At 70.0% G+C, this 15967-nt stretch carries 14 protein-coding genes; 3 read left to right on the top strand and 11 right to left on the bottom strand.

The features are described from left to right. Positions 1–93: 93 nt before the first annotated feature. The 3 genes from nifK to nifH all read right to left on the bottom strand — a co-directional run bounded on the left by nifK (position 94) and on the right by nifH (position 4105). The gene (gene nifK, locus CC117_RS17180; RefSeq protein WP_071085368.1) at positions 94–1650 is read right to left on the bottom strand and encodes a nitrogenase molybdenum-iron protein subunit beta; all 1557 of its coding nucleotides are present in this window, start codon (positions 1648–1650) and stop codon (positions 94–96) included. Between the two features lie 65 nt (positions 1651–1715). After that, positions 1716–3176 (bottom strand): nitrogenase molybdenum-iron protein alpha chain, encoded by a 1461-nt coding sequence (gene nifD / locus CC117_RS17175; RefSeq protein WP_071085366.1) that lies wholly within the window; start codon positions 3174–3176, stop codon positions 1716–1718. 62 nt (positions 3177–3238) lie between these two features. Beyond that, on the bottom strand, positions 3239–4105 hold the full coding sequence (nifH, locus tag CC117_RS17170; protein WP_071085365.1) for a nitrogenase iron protein: 867 nt from the start codon (positions 4103–4105) through the stop codon (positions 3239–3241). Between the two features lie 908 nt (positions 4106–5013). Between nifH and CC117_RS17165 the strand changes: the two genes are divergently transcribed. Then, positions 5014–5451 (top strand): hypothetical protein, encoded by a 438-nt coding sequence (locus CC117_RS17165; RefSeq protein ID WP_018637091.1) that lies wholly within the window; start codon positions 5014–5016, stop codon positions 5449–5451. Between the two features lie 30 nt (positions 5452–5481). Here CC117_RS17165 and CC117_RS17160 read toward each other — a convergent pair whose 3' ends face one another. The 4 genes from CC117_RS17160 to CC117_RS17145 all read right to left on the bottom strand — a co-directional run bounded on the left by CC117_RS17160 (position 5482) and on the right by CC117_RS17145 (position 10455). Further along, entirely contained in the window at positions 5482–6897 is a 1416-nt protein-coding gene (locus CC117_RS17160) for an adenylosuccinate synthetase (protein ID WP_071085363.1), read from the bottom strand. 37 nt (positions 6898–6934) lie between these two features. After that, on the bottom strand, positions 6935–7951 hold the full coding sequence (locus CC117_RS17155; RefSeq protein ID WP_071085361.1) for a FecR family protein: 1017 nt from the start codon (positions 7949–7951) through the stop codon (positions 6935–6937). Between the two features lie 112 nt (positions 7952–8063). Continuing rightward, complete coding sequence (locus CC117_RS40895; protein WP_241830189.1) at positions 8064–9518, bottom strand: hypothetical protein; 1455 nt, start codon at positions 9516–9518, stop codon at positions 8064–8066. Further along, positions 9511–10455, bottom strand: coding sequence for an NUDIX hydrolase (locus CC117_RS17145; protein WP_071085358.1), 945 nt, complete (start codon positions 10453–10455; stop codon positions 9511–9513). Before CC117_RS17145 ends, CC117_RS40895 begins: the two co-directional genes overlap by 8 nt. Positions 10456–10705: 250 nt before the next feature. Here CC117_RS17145 and CC117_RS17140 point away from each other — a divergent pair, with 250 nt between their 5' ends. Both CC117_RS17140 and CC117_RS17135 read left to right on the top strand, forming a co-directional pair. Then, positions 10706–11047 (top strand): metallopeptidase family protein, encoded by a 342-nt coding sequence (locus CC117_RS17140; protein ID WP_071085356.1) that lies wholly within the window; start codon positions 10706–10708, stop codon positions 11045–11047. Positions 11048–11130: 83 nt separating this feature from the next. Further along, a complete protein-coding gene (locus CC117_RS17135) occupies positions 11131–11703 on the top strand; it encodes a GNAT family N-acetyltransferase (RefSeq protein WP_071085354.1) in 573 nt (190 codons plus the stop codon). A gap of 14 nt (positions 11704–11717) precedes the next feature. On the opposite strand, the gene CC117_RS17130 is transcribed toward CC117_RS17135, so the two are convergent. The 4 genes from CC117_RS17130 to CC117_RS17115 all read right to left on the bottom strand — a co-directional run bounded on the left by CC117_RS17130 (position 11718) and on the right by CC117_RS17115 (position 15954). After that, positions 11718–12800: a hypothetical protein gene (locus tag CC117_RS17130; protein WP_071085352.1), complete on the bottom strand. Its 1083-nt coding sequence runs from the start codon at positions 12798–12800 to the stop codon at positions 11718–11720. Between the two features lie 42 nt (positions 12801–12842). Next, complete coding sequence (locus tag CC117_RS17125; protein ID WP_071085350.1) at positions 12843–13934, bottom strand: SCO2521 family protein; 1092 nt, start codon at positions 13932–13934, stop codon at positions 12843–12845. Next, positions 13934–14953 (bottom strand): SCO2522 family protein, encoded by a 1020-nt coding sequence (locus tag CC117_RS17120; RefSeq protein ID WP_071085477.1) that lies wholly within the window; start codon positions 14951–14953, stop codon positions 13934–13936. Before CC117_RS17120 ends, CC117_RS17125 begins: the two co-directional genes overlap by 1 nt. Before the next feature lie 80 nt (positions 14954–15033). Next, entirely contained in the window at positions 15034–15954 is a 921-nt protein-coding gene (locus CC117_RS17115) for an SCO2523 family variant P-loop protein (RefSeq protein WP_071085348.1), read from the bottom strand. Between the last annotated feature and the right edge of the window lie 13 nt (positions 15955–15967).

Genomic DNA, 15967 nt, shown 5'->3' with positions numbered 1-15967 from the left:
GGGGTGTGGGGCCACAGCCGACCGACCACCGGGAAGGCCGTGCGTTCCGTCCGGGGGATGCCGGATGCTCAGGAGGCATCCCCCGGGCGGGACTCAGCGCACGGCGTCGAAGCTATGGTCAGGACTGGTGCGGTCCAGCTCGTCCAGCACGGTGTTGACCAGCTGGGTGAGCAGGTGCAGCCCGCCCTCGTATCCCACGATCGGGAAGCGGTGCAGGTGGTGCCGGTCGAAGATCGGGAACCCGACCCGCACCAGCGGGATGTTCGCCTCCCTGGAGATGTACTTCAGGTAGGTGCTGCCGATGAGCAGGTCGACCGGCTCGGTGAAGACCAGCGACCGCAGGTGCCACAGGTCCTTCTCCGGCCAGACGGTGGCCGCGTCGCCGAACTTGCTCGCCGCCAGCACCTTCTCCATGCGGGGCTTGAAGTCCTTGTCGGCGTTCGTGCTGAGCAGGTGCACCGGGACCATGCCGAGCTCGAGCACGAACCGGGTCAGGGCGATGACCAGGTCGGGGTCGCCCGCGATGGCGACCCGCTTGCCGTGGAGGTAGGCGTGCGAGTCGGTCAGGGCGTCGACCAGCCGGCCGCGCTCGACGGTGAGCTCGGCCGGGATCTCCAGGCCGGTGAGCCGGGCGATCTCGGTCAGGAACTGGTCGGTGCCGCGGACCCCGATCGGGGTCTCCAGCACGACCGTGTCCTGCTTCCACACTGAGCTGATCAGTTCGACCGTCTTACGGGTGGTCGTCGTCTGCAGGGCCACCGTGGCACGGCTGAACTTGGCCGTGGCGGCGTCCGCGAGGCGCGTGCCCCCCGGGTAGAGCTCGTACTCGCCGGTGGCCGGCRAGTCGAGCGCGGCGGAGTGGTCGCCGAGGATCAGGGGGTCGACCCCCATCAGCTCGAGGATCCGCCGGTACTCGCGCAGGTTGCCGATGTAGGTCTCGAAACCGGGGATGATGCTCAGCCGGGGCTTCCCACCGGTCTCCGGCTCCTTGGCGTCCGGAGTCTTCGTCAGGTTCTCCAGAATGCCCTTGAGCATGCTGTCGTACCCGGTCAGGTGCGATCCCACAAAACTCGGCGTGTGGGCGTACGGCACCGGGTAGTCCTGCGGGATCACCTCCTGCTCCTTCGCCGCGCCGATGTAGGCGAAGAGGTCCTCACCGATGACCTCGGCCATGCAGGTGGTGCTGAGCGCGACCATCTTCGGCTTGTAGAGAGCGTTGGCGTTACCCAGCGCCTCGACCAGGTTGCTGAGACCGCCGAAGACCGCGGCGTCCTCGGTCATGGACGTGGAGGCCGCCGGGACGGGCTCCTTGAAGTGCCGGGCGAAGTGGCTGCGGAAGTACGCAACGCAGCCCTGCGACCCGTGCACGATGGGCAGCGTGCCCTCGAACCCGAGGCCCGCGAGCACCGCGYCGAGCGGCTGGCAGGCCTTGGCYGGGTTGACGGTCAGCGCCTCCCGGGCGAAGTTCTTCTCCCGGTACTCCCAGCCGCGGGTCCACTCCAGAACCCGGGTGACCTCGGCGGCGTCGCTGCCGTTCTCGAACTCGCCCTTGCCCTCGAACTGCTTCTGGTAGACCTCGTCCTTGAACAGCTCGCTGTGGTCGAGGACCTTCAGCGGTATGTGACTACCTGTCTCGGGAGTTGTCGTCACCGGACATCCTCCTTTCTACCGTGACTGATGACCACCGGCGGTCGCCGGCGGAGCCGATCTTCGGGTCAGAAGACCTCTCCAGCCTTGGACCAGGGGGTCTCCATGAGGTCCCAGGTCGGGCTGTTGATCGCGATGTCCATGTCGCGGGCGAAGACCGCGAAGCCGTCCACGCCGTGGTACGGCCCGGAGTAGTCCCAGGAGTGCATCTGGCGGAAGGGGATGCCCATCTTGTGGAAGACGTACTTCTCCTTGACGCCCGCACCCATGAGGTCCGGCTTCATCCGCTTGGCGAACTCCTCCAGCTCGAACGCCGTCGGGTCGTCGTAGAGAACGACGCCTTCCTTGAGCTCGGCGTACGTGCGGGTGTAGTCGTCCTTGTGCGCGAACTCGTAACCGGTGCCGACGACCTCCATGCCGAGGTCCTCGTAGGCGCCGATGGTGTGGCGGGGGCGCAGACCGCCGACGGCGAGCATGACGCGCTTGCCGTCGAGGCGCGGCTTGAACGCCGCCGTGATCTCGTCGAAGCGCTTCTGGTAACGCGCGATCGCGGCCTCGGTCTTCGCCTGGATCGTCTCGTCGAACTTGGCCGCGATGGCCCGCATCGAGGTGACGATCTTCGTCGGACCGAAGAAGTTGAACTCGATCCACGGAGTGCCGTAGCGCTCTTCCATGGTGGTGCAGATGTAGTTCATGGAGCGGTAGCAGTGGATCAGGTTCAGCTTCGACAGGTGCGTCGAGGCCATCTCGTTCAGCGTGCCGTCGCCGGACCACTGCGCGATGACCCGCAGGCCCATGTCCTCGAGAATCCGCCGGGACGCCCAGGCGTCGCCGCCGATGTTGTAGTCGCCGATGAGCGCGACGTCGTACGGGGTCTCCTTGAACGACTCGCCACCGGTGCCGAGCACGTGGTCGCGGACGGCGTCGTTGGCGATGTGGTGACCCAGGGACTGGGAGACACCGCGGAAGCCCTCGCAGCGAACCGGGATGACCGGCTTGCCGAGCTTCTTCGTCGCCGTGCGGGAGACCGCCTCGATGTCGTCACCGATCAGACCGATCGGGCACTCGGACTGGACCGAGATGCCCTTGGCCAGCGGGAACAGCTCGTTGATCTCGTCGCAGACCTTCTCCAGCTTGGGGTCACCGCCGAAGACGATGTCCTTCTCCTGGAAGTCCGTGGTGATCTGCATCGCGGCGAAGTTGGTGACACCCCAGGGGCCGCGGGCGTAGTTACGCCGGGTGGCCCAGGAGTACTGGCCGCAGCCGACGGGGCCGTGGCTGATGGTGACCAGGTCCTTCACCGGACCCCACACCACGCCCTTGGAACCGGCGTAGGCGCACCCACGGATCGTCATGACCCCGGGGCGGGACTTGATGTTGGACTTGACCTCGCACTCCTTCGACCCCTCGGGGTCGTTGGCCTTGATGTGCTTGGCCCGGAACTTGGCCGCCTTCGCGGGGTAGTGCGACAGGACGTCGGCGATCATCGCCTCGGTCTCGGCCCGCGGTGGGGTCGGCGTCGTCGTCATGATCGGGACCTCATCCTCGACGGTGTCAGAGCAGGTAGGCAGCGTCAGGCAGCGTCAGGCGGTCAGATGGTCGCGTCGGCCTTCTTGCCGATGACGCTCTCGTCTTCCTGCGCCATGATCCCGAACTCGATCAGGAGTTCCTCGAGCTCGTCCATGCTGATYGGAGTCGGGATGGTCTTCATCTCGTTCTCGTCGATCTTCTTGGCCAGCGAGCGGTACTCGTCAGCCTGCGCGTTCTTGGAGTCGTACTCGATGACCGTCATCCGGCGCAGCTCGGCGTGCTGCACGACGTTGTTACGCGGGATGAAGTGGATCATCTGGGTGTTGAGCCGGCGGGCGAGCTCCATGATCAGCTCGTCCTCGCGGTCGGTCTGACGGCTGTTGCAGATGAGGCCACCGAGACGCACGCCACCGGAGTGGGCGTACTTGAGGATGCCGCGGGAGATGTTGTTCGCCGCGTACATCGCCATCATCTCGCCGGAGGTCACGATGTAGATCTCCTGGGCCTTGCCCTGGCGGATCGGCATCGCGAAGCCACCACACACAACGTCACCGAGGACGTCGTAGGTGACGAAGTCGAGGTTCTCGTACGCACCGGCCTCCTCCAGGTAGGTGATGGAGGTGATGACACCGCGGCCGGCGCAGCCGACACCCGGCTCCGGGCCACCGGACTCGACGCACTTGATGCCCCACTGGCCCTCGACCAGGACCTCGTCGAGCTCCAGGTCCTCGACGGACCCCTTCTCGGCAGCGAGCTGGATGACCGAGGTCTGGGCCTTCGAGTGCAGGATGAGGCGGGTCGAGTCGGCCTTGGGGTCGCAGCCGACGATCATGACCCGGCGGCCCATCTCGGCCATGGCAGCCATGGTGTTCTGCTGGGTGGTGGACTTGCCGATACCACCCTTGCCGTAGAACGCGATCTGGCGCATTGCTTTCTCCTCCTGGAGCCTGGGTACGCATGCGCGGTTTCGCACAGTGCGTCYCGCGGGCCGGATATCGGTCGCGGTCGTGGCCCCGGACCGAATGGGCGTTGGTAGCTCGTCCGCCCGGCTTGCCGCGATGTCTAGGAACCGTAGGAGGGATTCATTTCGGAAGCATGTACGTCGGTAACTGCCCCGTTAACATGAAATCGAGCCTCTGACCTGCGAGAAGAACTCCCAGGAAAGCACGTAGAAAAATCCACGGGAAAAGCCTGAGGAAAAATTTTTCCGGCCGGCTCCGAAGGAGGCAGCGACCTGCACGTGCGGCGGCACGGGCCTTAGCAGAAGTGCCGGCACACGACTCGCCGGGGATCCCCGCACGGTGCCGGATCCGGTTTCCCCCGGATCAGCGCCCCGTTAACCGGGAGTATCCTCGCTGGTGACCGCCTCGGATATGCCGGCCGCGATATGACGTGAAACACAGAACTACGGAGCGAAGATATCCGCCTACCGCCGCATCTGCGTCAACCTGAACCGACGGTATCCGCGTTTGCGGAACTCTACTACCGAACGATCCGCGTTCACGGTGGCCCATTGTCCCGACTACGGGTTCCGGGAGCCACCGCCCTCGTCGCGGYACCCTCCGCGGGACGTACCCGGAAGCGGGTCACGACGGGATTTACGTCTCGGAAACCATGCCCGACCGGCGGTTCTGGACCAGGCCCGGTGGGTCGGATAGCGTTGCCTCGCRCACACGGGGATAAAAGCACCTGGCAACACCGGCCCGGCAGCACCGGGAACCGGCGGAGTCAACACCGGAACAGACAGAGGCAGAGGCTGCACAGGAAATCGGCAGGCAGCACCAGAGAACAGCTCGTGCCCATCCGCAGCGGTACCGAAAGCCAGGACGGTAGGAAGTGACGGAAGCTCAGGCCGTCGACGCCTGGTCCGGCTCGCCCATCTCATGGGAAGACCTGCGCACCGCAGTCGTCGGCAACAACGGTGTCTATCGCATCGACATGGCAGTCCTGCGGGAGATAGGCGGTTACGGCCGGCTAGGCAACAATGTACGGCAGATTCTCAGCCGCAAGCTCGCCGGAGTCGGCCTCGGCCACCTCCCCGCCGAGCTGCCCTCGTATCAGGACAAGCAGGTCCTGTTGTACCAGTACGGCACCCCGGCAGCGGAGATCGTCGAGGCACTCAGCGAAGGTGCCTCCGACGGCGCGGAGTCGGCGTTGCTCCGGCTGAACTCCTCGCAGGATCTTGCCAAGGTGCGGGACGCCTCGATCAAGGCGGTCGAGCTCCTGTCCATCCTCAGCGAGCGGTGCAAGGACTGCATGGGTCCCCTGCACTGACCAACCGCAGGGGATCCCCTGGCCCCACGGTCAGGGCCCGGTGGCCACGAGGCGCGCGTGGCGTCCACCGGGCCCGGCCGCGGGTGCCGGAAGGGCCCGCCCGGCCGGGAGGAACATCTTGTCCGCGGCCCGCGGGCCGTACGAGGCCAGGGTCACCGGCGCCCCCAGCGCCGCCGCCACCCGATCGGGCCACTCCTCGGGCACGACCCGGACGCCGGGCAGCGGCTCGGCCCGGGCCAGCCGCTCCGTGAGTGCCGCCTGCCGCTCCAGATCGCCGGGCGGCCCGGGCTCCAGCCGGYGCACACACTCCCCGTCGACCCGGTAGCCGGCGCAGAACGCCAGCTGCAGCGGCAGCCGTGCGGCCACATCCAGGTGGGTCAGGGCCACCGCGTCCACGCCACCCGCCGCGTCGACCGCGTACCGGTGCGCGACCGCGTCGAAGTGCCCCACCCGGAACCGCCCCTGCCACCTGCCGGTCCCGTTGTGGACGTCCGGCAGCATCGCGGCCAGCTCCGCGTCCTGGGTCACCAGCGGGCCGGGCCCGTGCCGCGTCGTGTAACAGCGGACGACCCCCAGCCGCCGGGCCGCGCCACGCAGACCCACCTCTGCGAGCAGCTCCTCGGCATTGGCCGGTGTCGTCGTCGACCAGGTCGTGTACGGATGGAAGCCGTGCCACTCGTCGAGCAGCACGCCCTGCGCCCCCTCGAACACCACCGGCCCGCGGGCGCACAGCACACGCAGCCGCGAACCGTCCACGACCCGCGCCGCCCGGCCGAAGGCGGACAGGACCGCCACGACGTCCTCGACCTCGGGTACCGCCGGCAGCTCGTCCAGCGCACCGGGCCCGGCAGGCCGGGTCAGCTCGGCGAGCTCGGCGCACAGCCAGTCACGGAGTTCGTGCAGCCGGCGGCGCAGCCGGGACGGGTTCGCACCGGCACAGTCGGCGACCCGCGGCGCGGCGTCGGGCCGGGCCTGCGCGTAGGAGGCCGTCTCGCCGATCCCCATCCCGCACGATCCGTGCGCCCCGGCTCCGCGTGCCAGCTCGCGGGCCTGGTTCACCACCGCGTGGTAGGGCGTGGTGAGCAGGGCGTCGCCGTCGACCGTCAGCCGCTCGAACGGGTCAGGCACCCCCACGGACTCCAGATGCGCGGCCTCCGCGACCAGCGCGAACGGGTCGACGAGCACGGTGCGGGCCAGGTGCGTCGCGCAGCCGGCGGTGAAGGAACCCGCGCCGAACTGGGCGAAGGTGTGGTGCCGGCCGTCGTCGGTCACGACGTTGTGCGCCGCCTGGGCGCCGCCGTTGAAACGCACCACCGCCGGCACCCGCCCGGCGGCGGCCGCCCGGGCGCACAGCCAGTCGACCACCGTGCCCTTGCCCGCGTCGCCGAACCCGAGATCGACGACGATGACGTGGTCACCCGGCCCGTCCCCGTCCGGCCAGGTCACAGTGGATGTCCGCCCTGGTGCCACAGCCTTCGTCCTTTCAGAGGCGGGCGATGCCGGGGCCGTCGGCCTCGGCGACCCGGGCGTTCAGCGCGCGGGCGCCGCGGGCGACCACGGCACGGGTGTTGCGGGAGCTGGCGGTGCGGGCGTACCGGGCCAGCGCCCGCCCGACGCTGGGCGCCGCCCGCTGCGCGCCGACGTCCCGCAGGTGGTCGAGCCCCGCGTCGAGGTCGATGGCCGCCTCGTTGATCCCGATGGTCAGCGCGATCGTCTCGCACACCGCGTCGAGGTCGTCCAGCTCCAGCACCCGCTCGCCGAGCAGCCCGCGCCAGGTGCCGATCACCTCCCGGTCACCGGCGTAGGACGTCCCGGCCGGCAGAATGAAGTAGACGTTGTAGCGGCGTTCCAGCTCGGCGACGATCTGCTCGACCGGGATGCTCTCCGCCAGCTGGTCGCCGACCACGGCCGCGACCTGGCTCGGCATCACCCGGTTGTAGGGCAGCTCGTCGCCGACGATGAACAGGTAGCCCCGCTGGCCGCGCCGCTCGAAACAGTCCGTCGAGGTGTGGCGGGCCATGAAGTACATCGCCAGTTCGTAGGACTCGTGTTTCTGGCCGCCACCGCCGCCCTCGAGCATCATGGCGCCGAGCTGGTCGTCCATCCGGTTGTCCGACTCGAACTGGCCGACCTGCAGGGGAACCCTGTCGCAGGTCGCGTCACCGATGCCGCCGAAGAGGATCTGCGGGTGCCGGGCATAGCCCTTGCGCAGCAGCAATCCGTGCAGCTCGGGCAGCCGGGTCTGCAGGGTGCGCGGGACCTGCCCCATCGACCCCGTCACGTCGAACAGGACGGCGATGGCCAGGCTGTCGGGATGGTCCTCGCTGTCCCGGCTCTCCCGGGCTGTGACCAGCCACGGATCCAGGTCGGGATGCGCCTTCCAGCTGCGCCGGCTGCTCGCCCRCATCGAGTCGCTGTACTCGAACGCGCTCGCCCCGCTGCGGGCACGGTAGCCCGCGGCCGCCGCGTACACGTCGGTCGACCAGTAGCCGCTGCCCATGATGTCTCTCCCGCCTTCCCGGAACGGATCCGGTCCTCGTCAGTGATCGTCGGTTTCTTCGGTGGTCGTCGGCTTCCTCGGCGGCCGTCGGCGGCCGTCAATGGCCGTCGGCTCACGCCGGGCTTCCCGCCGGCAGGGGCGGGAGGTGGAACGTCCTGAAGCGACGCGGTCCGAACAGCCGTTCCAGCAGCTCGTCCAGCTCGCCGAGCAGCCGCCAGGCGTCATGCGGCCGGCGCGCGGCGGCCCGCAGGGTGCAGCCCTGCGCGAACCGCCGCAGCGGAACCGGGACGTCCGGTCCGAGCAGGAAGGTCATGCAGCGGGTGGCGAGATAGATGTCCGTCGCCTCGTCGGGCGGCTGCCGCGCCGGCACCTCCGGCGGGTACATCTGCTCGAAGCCCGGGACGACGGCCGGCACCCGGGCCCCGCTCACCCCGGTGTCGCCACCCCGGACAACGCTGTAGCACCAGTCGACCAGCACGAGTCCGTGCAGGTCARGGTGGATGAGGACGTGGTCGGGGACGACAGCGCCGTGCAGCACCCCGGCGCGGTGGGCGTAGCCGAGAGCCACCAGCAGCCGGCGCCACATCCAGGCGACGTCCCGCGGGTCGACCCCCTGCGGACAGGCGGCGCGGATCCGGCTGAGCGAGCAGAAACCGTCGAGCCGCCCGAGGGCGTTGACCCGCCGCGCCCCAGCCGTGCCCGCCGCGGCCTCATCCCCCGGGACGTGCAGGAACGACTCGACCAGCCGTGGTGCGTAGGCGGCGAAACGCCGGTCGCCCTGGCGGACGAGCCAGCCCAGCGCAGCCGCCTCGCGCTCCATCAGATCGTTGTCCGCCCCGGAACGCGGGATCTTGAGGAGCACCTCGTGGGCCGCTCCGCCCGCGGCCGACCGGCATTCGGCCGGGTGCAGGCGGGCTACGTCACCTTCGACGACGGCCCCGACAGCCCCGGCGACCCCACCTACGGGCCCGTCCGGCCCCTGGGCCGCGCGGCGGCGCGACGTCCGCAGCGTGTACGTGTGACGCCCGGTACGAAGAACCGCCGTCCCGTCCCCGGCCCTCTCCTCGTTTCCGGCAGCCTGGTCCGCGCCCGCGGCGCCCGCGGCGCCCGCGGTGTTGCGGGCCGCGGTGTTGCGGGCCGCGGTGTTGCGGGCCGCGGTGTTGCGGGCCGCGGTGTTGCGGGCCGCGGTGTTGCGGGCCGCGGTGTTGCGGGCCGCGGTGTTGCGGGCCGCGGTGTTGCGGGCCGCGGTGTTGCGGGCCGCGGTGTTGCCAGGTCGGCCCCACGTGGGGCCGGGCCGTCCGCCGCCCGTGGCGGATCCGGGCAGGTCCTCGAGCTGTTGGTAGCGAATCCACAGCTCACCGAGCCGAACGAACCCTTCGGTCGCGGCGCCCGCGCTGCCCGCCGGCGCCCGGTCGGGATGCACCAGCCGGGCCAGCCGCCGGTAACCAGCCACCCCTGGCGTGGGCCCGAACACCCCGACGAGATCCTCCCGCCCGGCCTCCGCCGGGACGTCCCTCAGCAGGCGCAACGCTTCGTCGAGGCTGGCCGGGACGGCAGGCTCAGGCATCACCCACACCACCCGCTTCGAGCCCGGACGGCCGCAGCAGCGCCGGGTGCAGCAGCTTCGCCGGGCCCGCCCGGTACAACCGGGCCCGGCGCCCGCCACGGCTGCCGCCGCGTTCGGTGGTGGTTCCGGTGTCCTCCAGGAAGCCCGGCACCGACAGGACCTTGCGGTGGAAGTTCGCGGCGTGCGGTGCCCGACCCCAGACCGTGGTGTAGACCTCACGGAGCTCGGTGATGGTGAACGGTTCGCCGACGAAAGCGGTCGCCAGCGGCGTGTACTCGATCTTCGATCGGGCCCGCTCGACCCCGTCGGCGAGGATCCGCCCGTGGTCGAAGGCCRGATCGCCCGGCAGCACGGCGTCGAACGGCAGGTCACCGACCACGGAGGTGTCGAACGCCACGCCGCCCGACCCGGTCGCCAGCGGCAGCCAGGCGGCAGCTGCCGCGTCGCCGCCCGCGGTCGGGTCCGGCAGGTCCGGCGCGAAGGCGAGATAGGCGACCGAGATCACCCGCATGCGCGGGTCCCGGCCCGGGGTGCCGTAGGTGCCGAGCTGCTCCAGATGCACCCGCACCGATCCGGCGGACCGGACAGTACCCGGTACGCCGGGTGGTTCGTCGGGTGGCCGGGCGTCGGCCTCCGCCGCCGTCAGGCCGGTCTCCTCGACCAGCTCACGGGCCGCGGCCTCGGGGAGGTCCTCCTCGAGGGGATGCCCTGTTCGATCCGGGCGCGGGCGGACGAACCCGCCGGGCAGTGCCCAGCGGCCCGCGAAGGGCTCCTCCCCCCGGCGCACGAGCAGGACGTGCAGTTTCCGCTCCCGCACCGTCAGCGCCACGACATCCACCGTCACCGCGACCGGGTCGAAAGCCCGCGGGTCATAGGTGCTCGGGTCGTACCCGCCACCCGCCCGCGGACGGGTCGGTCCGGCCTCGACCTCCGGCATGGTTCACCGCCTTCGCTTCTGGCAGGTGCCGGCGGGACCTCCGTGCCAGGCTCGCCCCCCGTGACGTGCCCCGCCAGCCCGCCGGCATCCGACAGTTCATCTCATTACGAGATTTTCTAGATGTGAGAGTAACCAGGTGGGCGTCCGAGGAACAAGCCCTCGACCGCACCCGGCACTGTCCCGCGAGCGACACCCTCGTCGGGTGCCCGGCGAGACCRCACGGAGCCGCCAGCGCAGGCAGGATGGATCTGTGGATCCCGTCAGCCCGGAGCGGTTCGAGGAGCTGGTCRTCACCGCGCTCGACAGCCTGCCGCCCGAGCTCGGACGGCAGATGCGCAACGTGGCCGTCCTCGTCGAGGACGATTCCGAGGACGGTGTGCTCGGCCTCTACGAAGGGGTGCCGCTCACCGAGCGGGGCGACTGGTACAGCGGCGYGCTTCCCGACCGGATCACCATCTACCGGATGCCGATCTGCGCCATGAGCGCATCAGAGGAGGACGTGGTGCGCGAGGTGCGGATCACGGTGATTCACGAGATCGCCCACCACTTCGGCATCGACGACACCCGCCTGCACGAGCTCGGCTGGAGCTGAGCCGGGACCGGTCCTGCTCGTAACGGCACCCATGGAGGAACGCTGAGCCCACACTTACCGACATTGCCGGGCAGGATCGGATTGTGCGGACACGTCGGGCAGCGGAGGACGACTGGCCGGCCATCTGGCCGGTGTGGCACGCAGTCGTCGCCGAGGGTGAGACGTGCCTGTGGGATCCCGACACCGGGGAGGCCCGCGCCCGAGGGCTGTGGATGCTGCCCGCGCCCGCCGAGGTGCTGATCATGGAGGTCGACGACGGGCCTGCCTCGACCCGGGTGGTCGCCACTGCACTGCTCGTCCCCAGCCAGCCGGACCTCGGCAACCACGTGGCGCTCGCCCAGCTCCTCGTCGACCCCGCCCTGGTCAACCTCGGCGGCGGCGCGTTCGGGCCCGGCGGGTACCACGGGCCCAGCGGCGCGCAGGGCATCGGCCGGGCCGCCGGCGAGGGAATGATCGATCACGCCGCGGACCTCGGCTACCACGCGATGCAGCTCAACGCCGTGGTGGCCGCCAACACCCGACTGGTCGCACTGTGGCGATCGCTGTCGTTCCGGGTGGTCGGCACGCTGCCCGCGGCGTTCCGCCACCCGTGGCAGGGGGATGTCGACCTCTACGTGATGCACCGCTTCCTCCCCCCGCCCACCCACACTGTGTAGCTGGCCCCCTCGGCTCAGGTGCCCGCGCCGGCACCACCACCCGAACCGGCACCACCACCCGAGCCGGCGGCCCCACCCGAACCGGCGGCACCGCCTGCCGCCGCTGTGTTTCCCGCGGCCTCGGCGGCCTCGGCCTCCGCCCAGATGTCGTTGAAAAGCTCGATCCGCTCGCCGATGCGGGTCCGGTCGAACCAGAGGTTGGTGCTGGTGATACTCGAGCCCRGCAGTGCCCCGACCTCCACCTCGTAACTGACCTCGTCGTCGAAGAGAATGAAGTCGCGGAAGGTGTTGCGCCAGCCGGTCACCGCCCGGCCGAGTTGTGAGCCGCCGGGAACGACGACACTGTGAACCTTGATGCCGGCGGCCCGCTGCTCGTCGCAGATCTTCAGGAAGTCGGCGTTGCGAAGAATTTTCTCGTTGTTCAGAATGAAGACGCGGCGGACGTTCACGCCGCGGGCGACCGCCTCCCGTTGTGCCACCAGGTAGGCGCGACCAAGTTCGCTTTTCCAGAACCCGTCGCTGAAGCTGCGCCGCCCGCCGTCGGCAGTCGTCGTGCTGGTGGCGGAAATCGTGCGCCGGGTGGTGCGGGTGAGGGTCAGCAGCCAGTCACGGTCCTCACCCGGGCAGCTCACCGAATCACCTTCCAGCCCGCGCAGCAGTTCGTTCAGCGCCCGGATCTCCTCGGTCACCAGACGGCCGAGAACGGGCGCCGGCGGGACGAATCGTGCCGCCCGCTCGATCAGCCCGCTGATGGGCCGGGAGTTGGGCACCGCCGTCTCCACCGCCGAGTTCTCCAGCGACTCCAGCAGACGTGCCCCGCGGTCGACCCGGTCCAGCCGCCGCGTGACCGTCTGCCGCGTCGTGTCGAGCTCACCGGTCACCAGCTGGGCGAAGGTGCCCAGGCGCTGCTCCTGACCCAGCACGACGGTCTCCATCCGGTCCTCCAGGGACGCCAGATGATGCACGACCAGCACGACCCCGCCGATGAAGACCGAGAGCATCGTCGTCCAGGTCATTTCCCCGTCAAGCAGGTAACTGATCAGGAAGGTGGCGCCGCCGGTGGCCAGCGCCAGCGCGATCTCCCTGACGATTCTCAAAGCAGGCACGTCCACCCCGTTCGGTCGGCCGCCAGTACCGGTTCAGGCCCGGTGCGAAATCCCCTCGACGCCGTCCTGGAAGACCAGGTTTCCGTGGGTCGGCGCCGCGGCCGGCTTTTCGAGCACGGCCAGGAGCAACTGGTTCTGGATCTGGCCGCGCAGACTCGTCCACTGGCGGGAGAAGCCGGGACGGCGCTCGAGTGCGGTCCACATCCAGCCCAGGTCCTCGGCGACTCTGGCGCCCGGCATCCACAGGTGGAGCAGATGGTCGACGGCCGGGCGGATGCGGGCCACCACCTCGGCGGCCGGATCGACACCGATTCTGCTGTTCTCCATCAGATTCGCGACGGTGGTCAGCAGCCAGTCATGCAGAGCGAGATCCTCGCAGGCAACCACCGCCTCGGCCGGATCGCTGATCGATGCCGGCAGCCGTAGTCGTACTGTCCGCGACGTCTCGTCGTGGACAACGAGTTCAATATCCGGTGATTCTGCCAGCTCACCGGAATCCGGAGACCGCCAGGTTACGGCGAACCGCAGTCTTGTCCGGCGTGCCCGCAACATCGTTACCCGGTCGATGTAAGGCATGCGTTGCACCTGATTGAGCAGTCGGTTCACGACAGCCCCGAGATCGAGGTACTCGCGGGCAGGGCCGGCGGCCGGGGACGACCGCGCGGAGTCCCGTAGGAAGCCCGCGGTCAGGTCCGGCGCGCCGCAGCGCGCGCCGACCTCGATGGTCCCCGGATTCGTCAGGTAGTGCGACCACGGCAGCCGGCGTTCGCCGGCGGCCCGGACGAGGCGGGCCCGCGCCGATGCCTGCAGGATGATCCCGCCGGTGACGGATGCCCGGGCCAGGACAGTTCCCACCCCGTCCGCGCGGGTGCCCGAGCCGGTGGGGAGCGGGCAGTGCACGCCCACCCGTTCGTCCGGTGACACCGCGTAGGTGAAGGGTCTGGTCGCACGGAGGACCCGGCGACCTGGGTCCAGATCAAGGAGCCGGGCGACGGTATCCGCACCGACCTGGTGTGAGTTCTGCAGCAGGGTGGTCCGGACCTCGCCGACGAGGACGTCCAGGTTCTCCGCTGGAGCCGGCCCGGCACGCGCCCGCGCGGGGGCCGGTCGCGTCGAGGCGGGCATCAGCGGCTCAGGAAGAGGTAGGTGAGCCGGTCGGCGGGCTCGGCCGGCACCGTGAGGCCTTCCTCCGCCGCCCGTCGCACCGTGGACGCCAGGGCAGCCGGGTCGATGCCGACCTGCCCGAGGATCACCCGCACGGCATGCTCGACGGGAAGGTACGTCGTGCCGAGCGCAGAGAACGTCCGGTAGGCGCAGAACGGCGCAGCCCTCGGGGTCATCCGGCCGATCGCCGGGAAGTCGGCCCAGCCGTCCGGAAGATCGGTGAGGTCGACCGGCACAGGGTTGACCACCGTCTCCCCCCGCGCCCGCAGCAGTCCGAGCCGCAGCAGCTGCCACACCGCCGCAAGAAACGAGCAGGACCACAGCCGGCCCTCCGGGCCCGGTTCCTCCGTCCACAGCTCGGCGTCGAGGAACACCGAATGCCGGCGGGCGGCGTTCTCAGCCGGCGGGTGCCAGGGTGTCCGGCCTCCCATGGCCGGGACCTCGGCGGTGGATACCGACCGGGATCCGTTACACAGCCAGCCGGTCTCGTGCACCGGCGGGCGCGACCCGTTCGTCCCGTACGGCGGATCGGGGATGAGTGCCTTCTCGACCAGGCGGGCAAGCGGCACCCGCCCGTTCTCCACGCACGCGGACTCCCGCGCGATGTAGTCGATGACCAGGCCGTGAGCACCGGCGGCCGCGATCAGTTCCGGCAGCACCACACCCGGCGGCGGCAACGTGTCCGGTTCCGAGTAGTCGTCCACCAGCAGGCAGGTGCTGACCCTGGTGGGACGTCCAGCTGCCCCCACCAGCGCACCGAGCGACGAATGCTCCGCCCACGGCGCGATCCGGCGGAAGTGCGCGGCCAGGGCTCCGGCTCCGTCGTGGAAGTCCTCCGGGTAGAAATGGCCGAGCTCCACCGACAGCTGGGCGAGCGGCACCTCCACGGTGCGCCCGGCCGCGCTCGTCTCGCGGAAGACGGCGCGTGCGGAAGGCGCCACCGGCACTGCCGGGGGCGGCTGGCCCGGCAGCGGTTCCATGAGCTGCGGTTCCATGAGCTGCGGCTCGCTGGGCGGCGGTTCGCTGGGCGGCGGTTCGCTGGGCGGCGGTTCCACGGGTGTCAGAGCCCCTCCCACAGGCTTTTGTCCGTCAGCCGCTCGGCGAGTGCCTCGAACGCCTGCCCGGTCTCCGCGTTGGCGATACGGGTGGTCGAGATGTCGTCCTCGACGATGATCTGCTCCCGCCACTGCAGAACGGGGTCCAGCGGAATCGACCCGATCATCAGGCTGCTTCCCAGCCGCATCTTCCCGGCCAGCCGCTGCAGATCGATGTCATAGGACTGCAGCCACACGGACTGTTCCGGGCGGAGGCTGGCCAGCTGCGGCGATTCGGGTTCGAGCACGGCGGTACGCACGAACCGGATGCCGTCCTCCAGGTCCGGCTTCCGGTGCCCGTACTCCGCACCCGTCTCGAGAATGCCCTGCGTCCCGTGCACCAGACCCGAGGCGGCCACGATGTGCTGGCGGGTCCACCGGTGAAACACGAGCCAGCGCGTTGTCTTGGCCGCGAGCACCGGATCGGCGGTGGCTCGCAGGACCAGCTCCGTCGCATACGAGCGGCCCGCGCTCAGGTCGACGAGGGTCAGTTCGAACTCCTCGTCCAGGGAGAGGAAGAGGTCGGTGCACCGGCGGATCATCTGCTTGTTCACCGGGAACTCACCGCCCCCCGCATCACCGGGCAGGAGTGTGAGGCGGCCGGCGCCGAGCGGCCTGGCCCAGCCGCCGCCCAGAGTCGACTGGGTCCAGACGTCGAACTGCTCCGCCTCCGCCGTCCCCCCGGCGAGATAGGTGTGCAACCCGCGCCCGGTGGGCGTCCCCTGGCCTGCCGCCTCCACGCCGAAGATCGCGCCCGAGGTGGGCGAGCCGAAGTCGAAGTCGAGATAGCACACATCGCTGCCCTGCATCGCCCGCCGGTAGGCGACGTTGCAGCTCGTCACGGAGCGGCCGGTTCCGCCCTTGTCGGAGGTCGCGAAGACGATCATCGGTCGCCGGCCG

It is taken from the genome of Parafrankia colletiae (assembly GCF_001854655.1).
Lineage (GTDB): Bacteria > Actinomycetota > Actinomycetes > Frankiales > Frankiaceae > Parafrankia > Parafrankia colletiae.
This window is presented reverse-complemented; position numbering and strand designations above follow the sequence as displayed.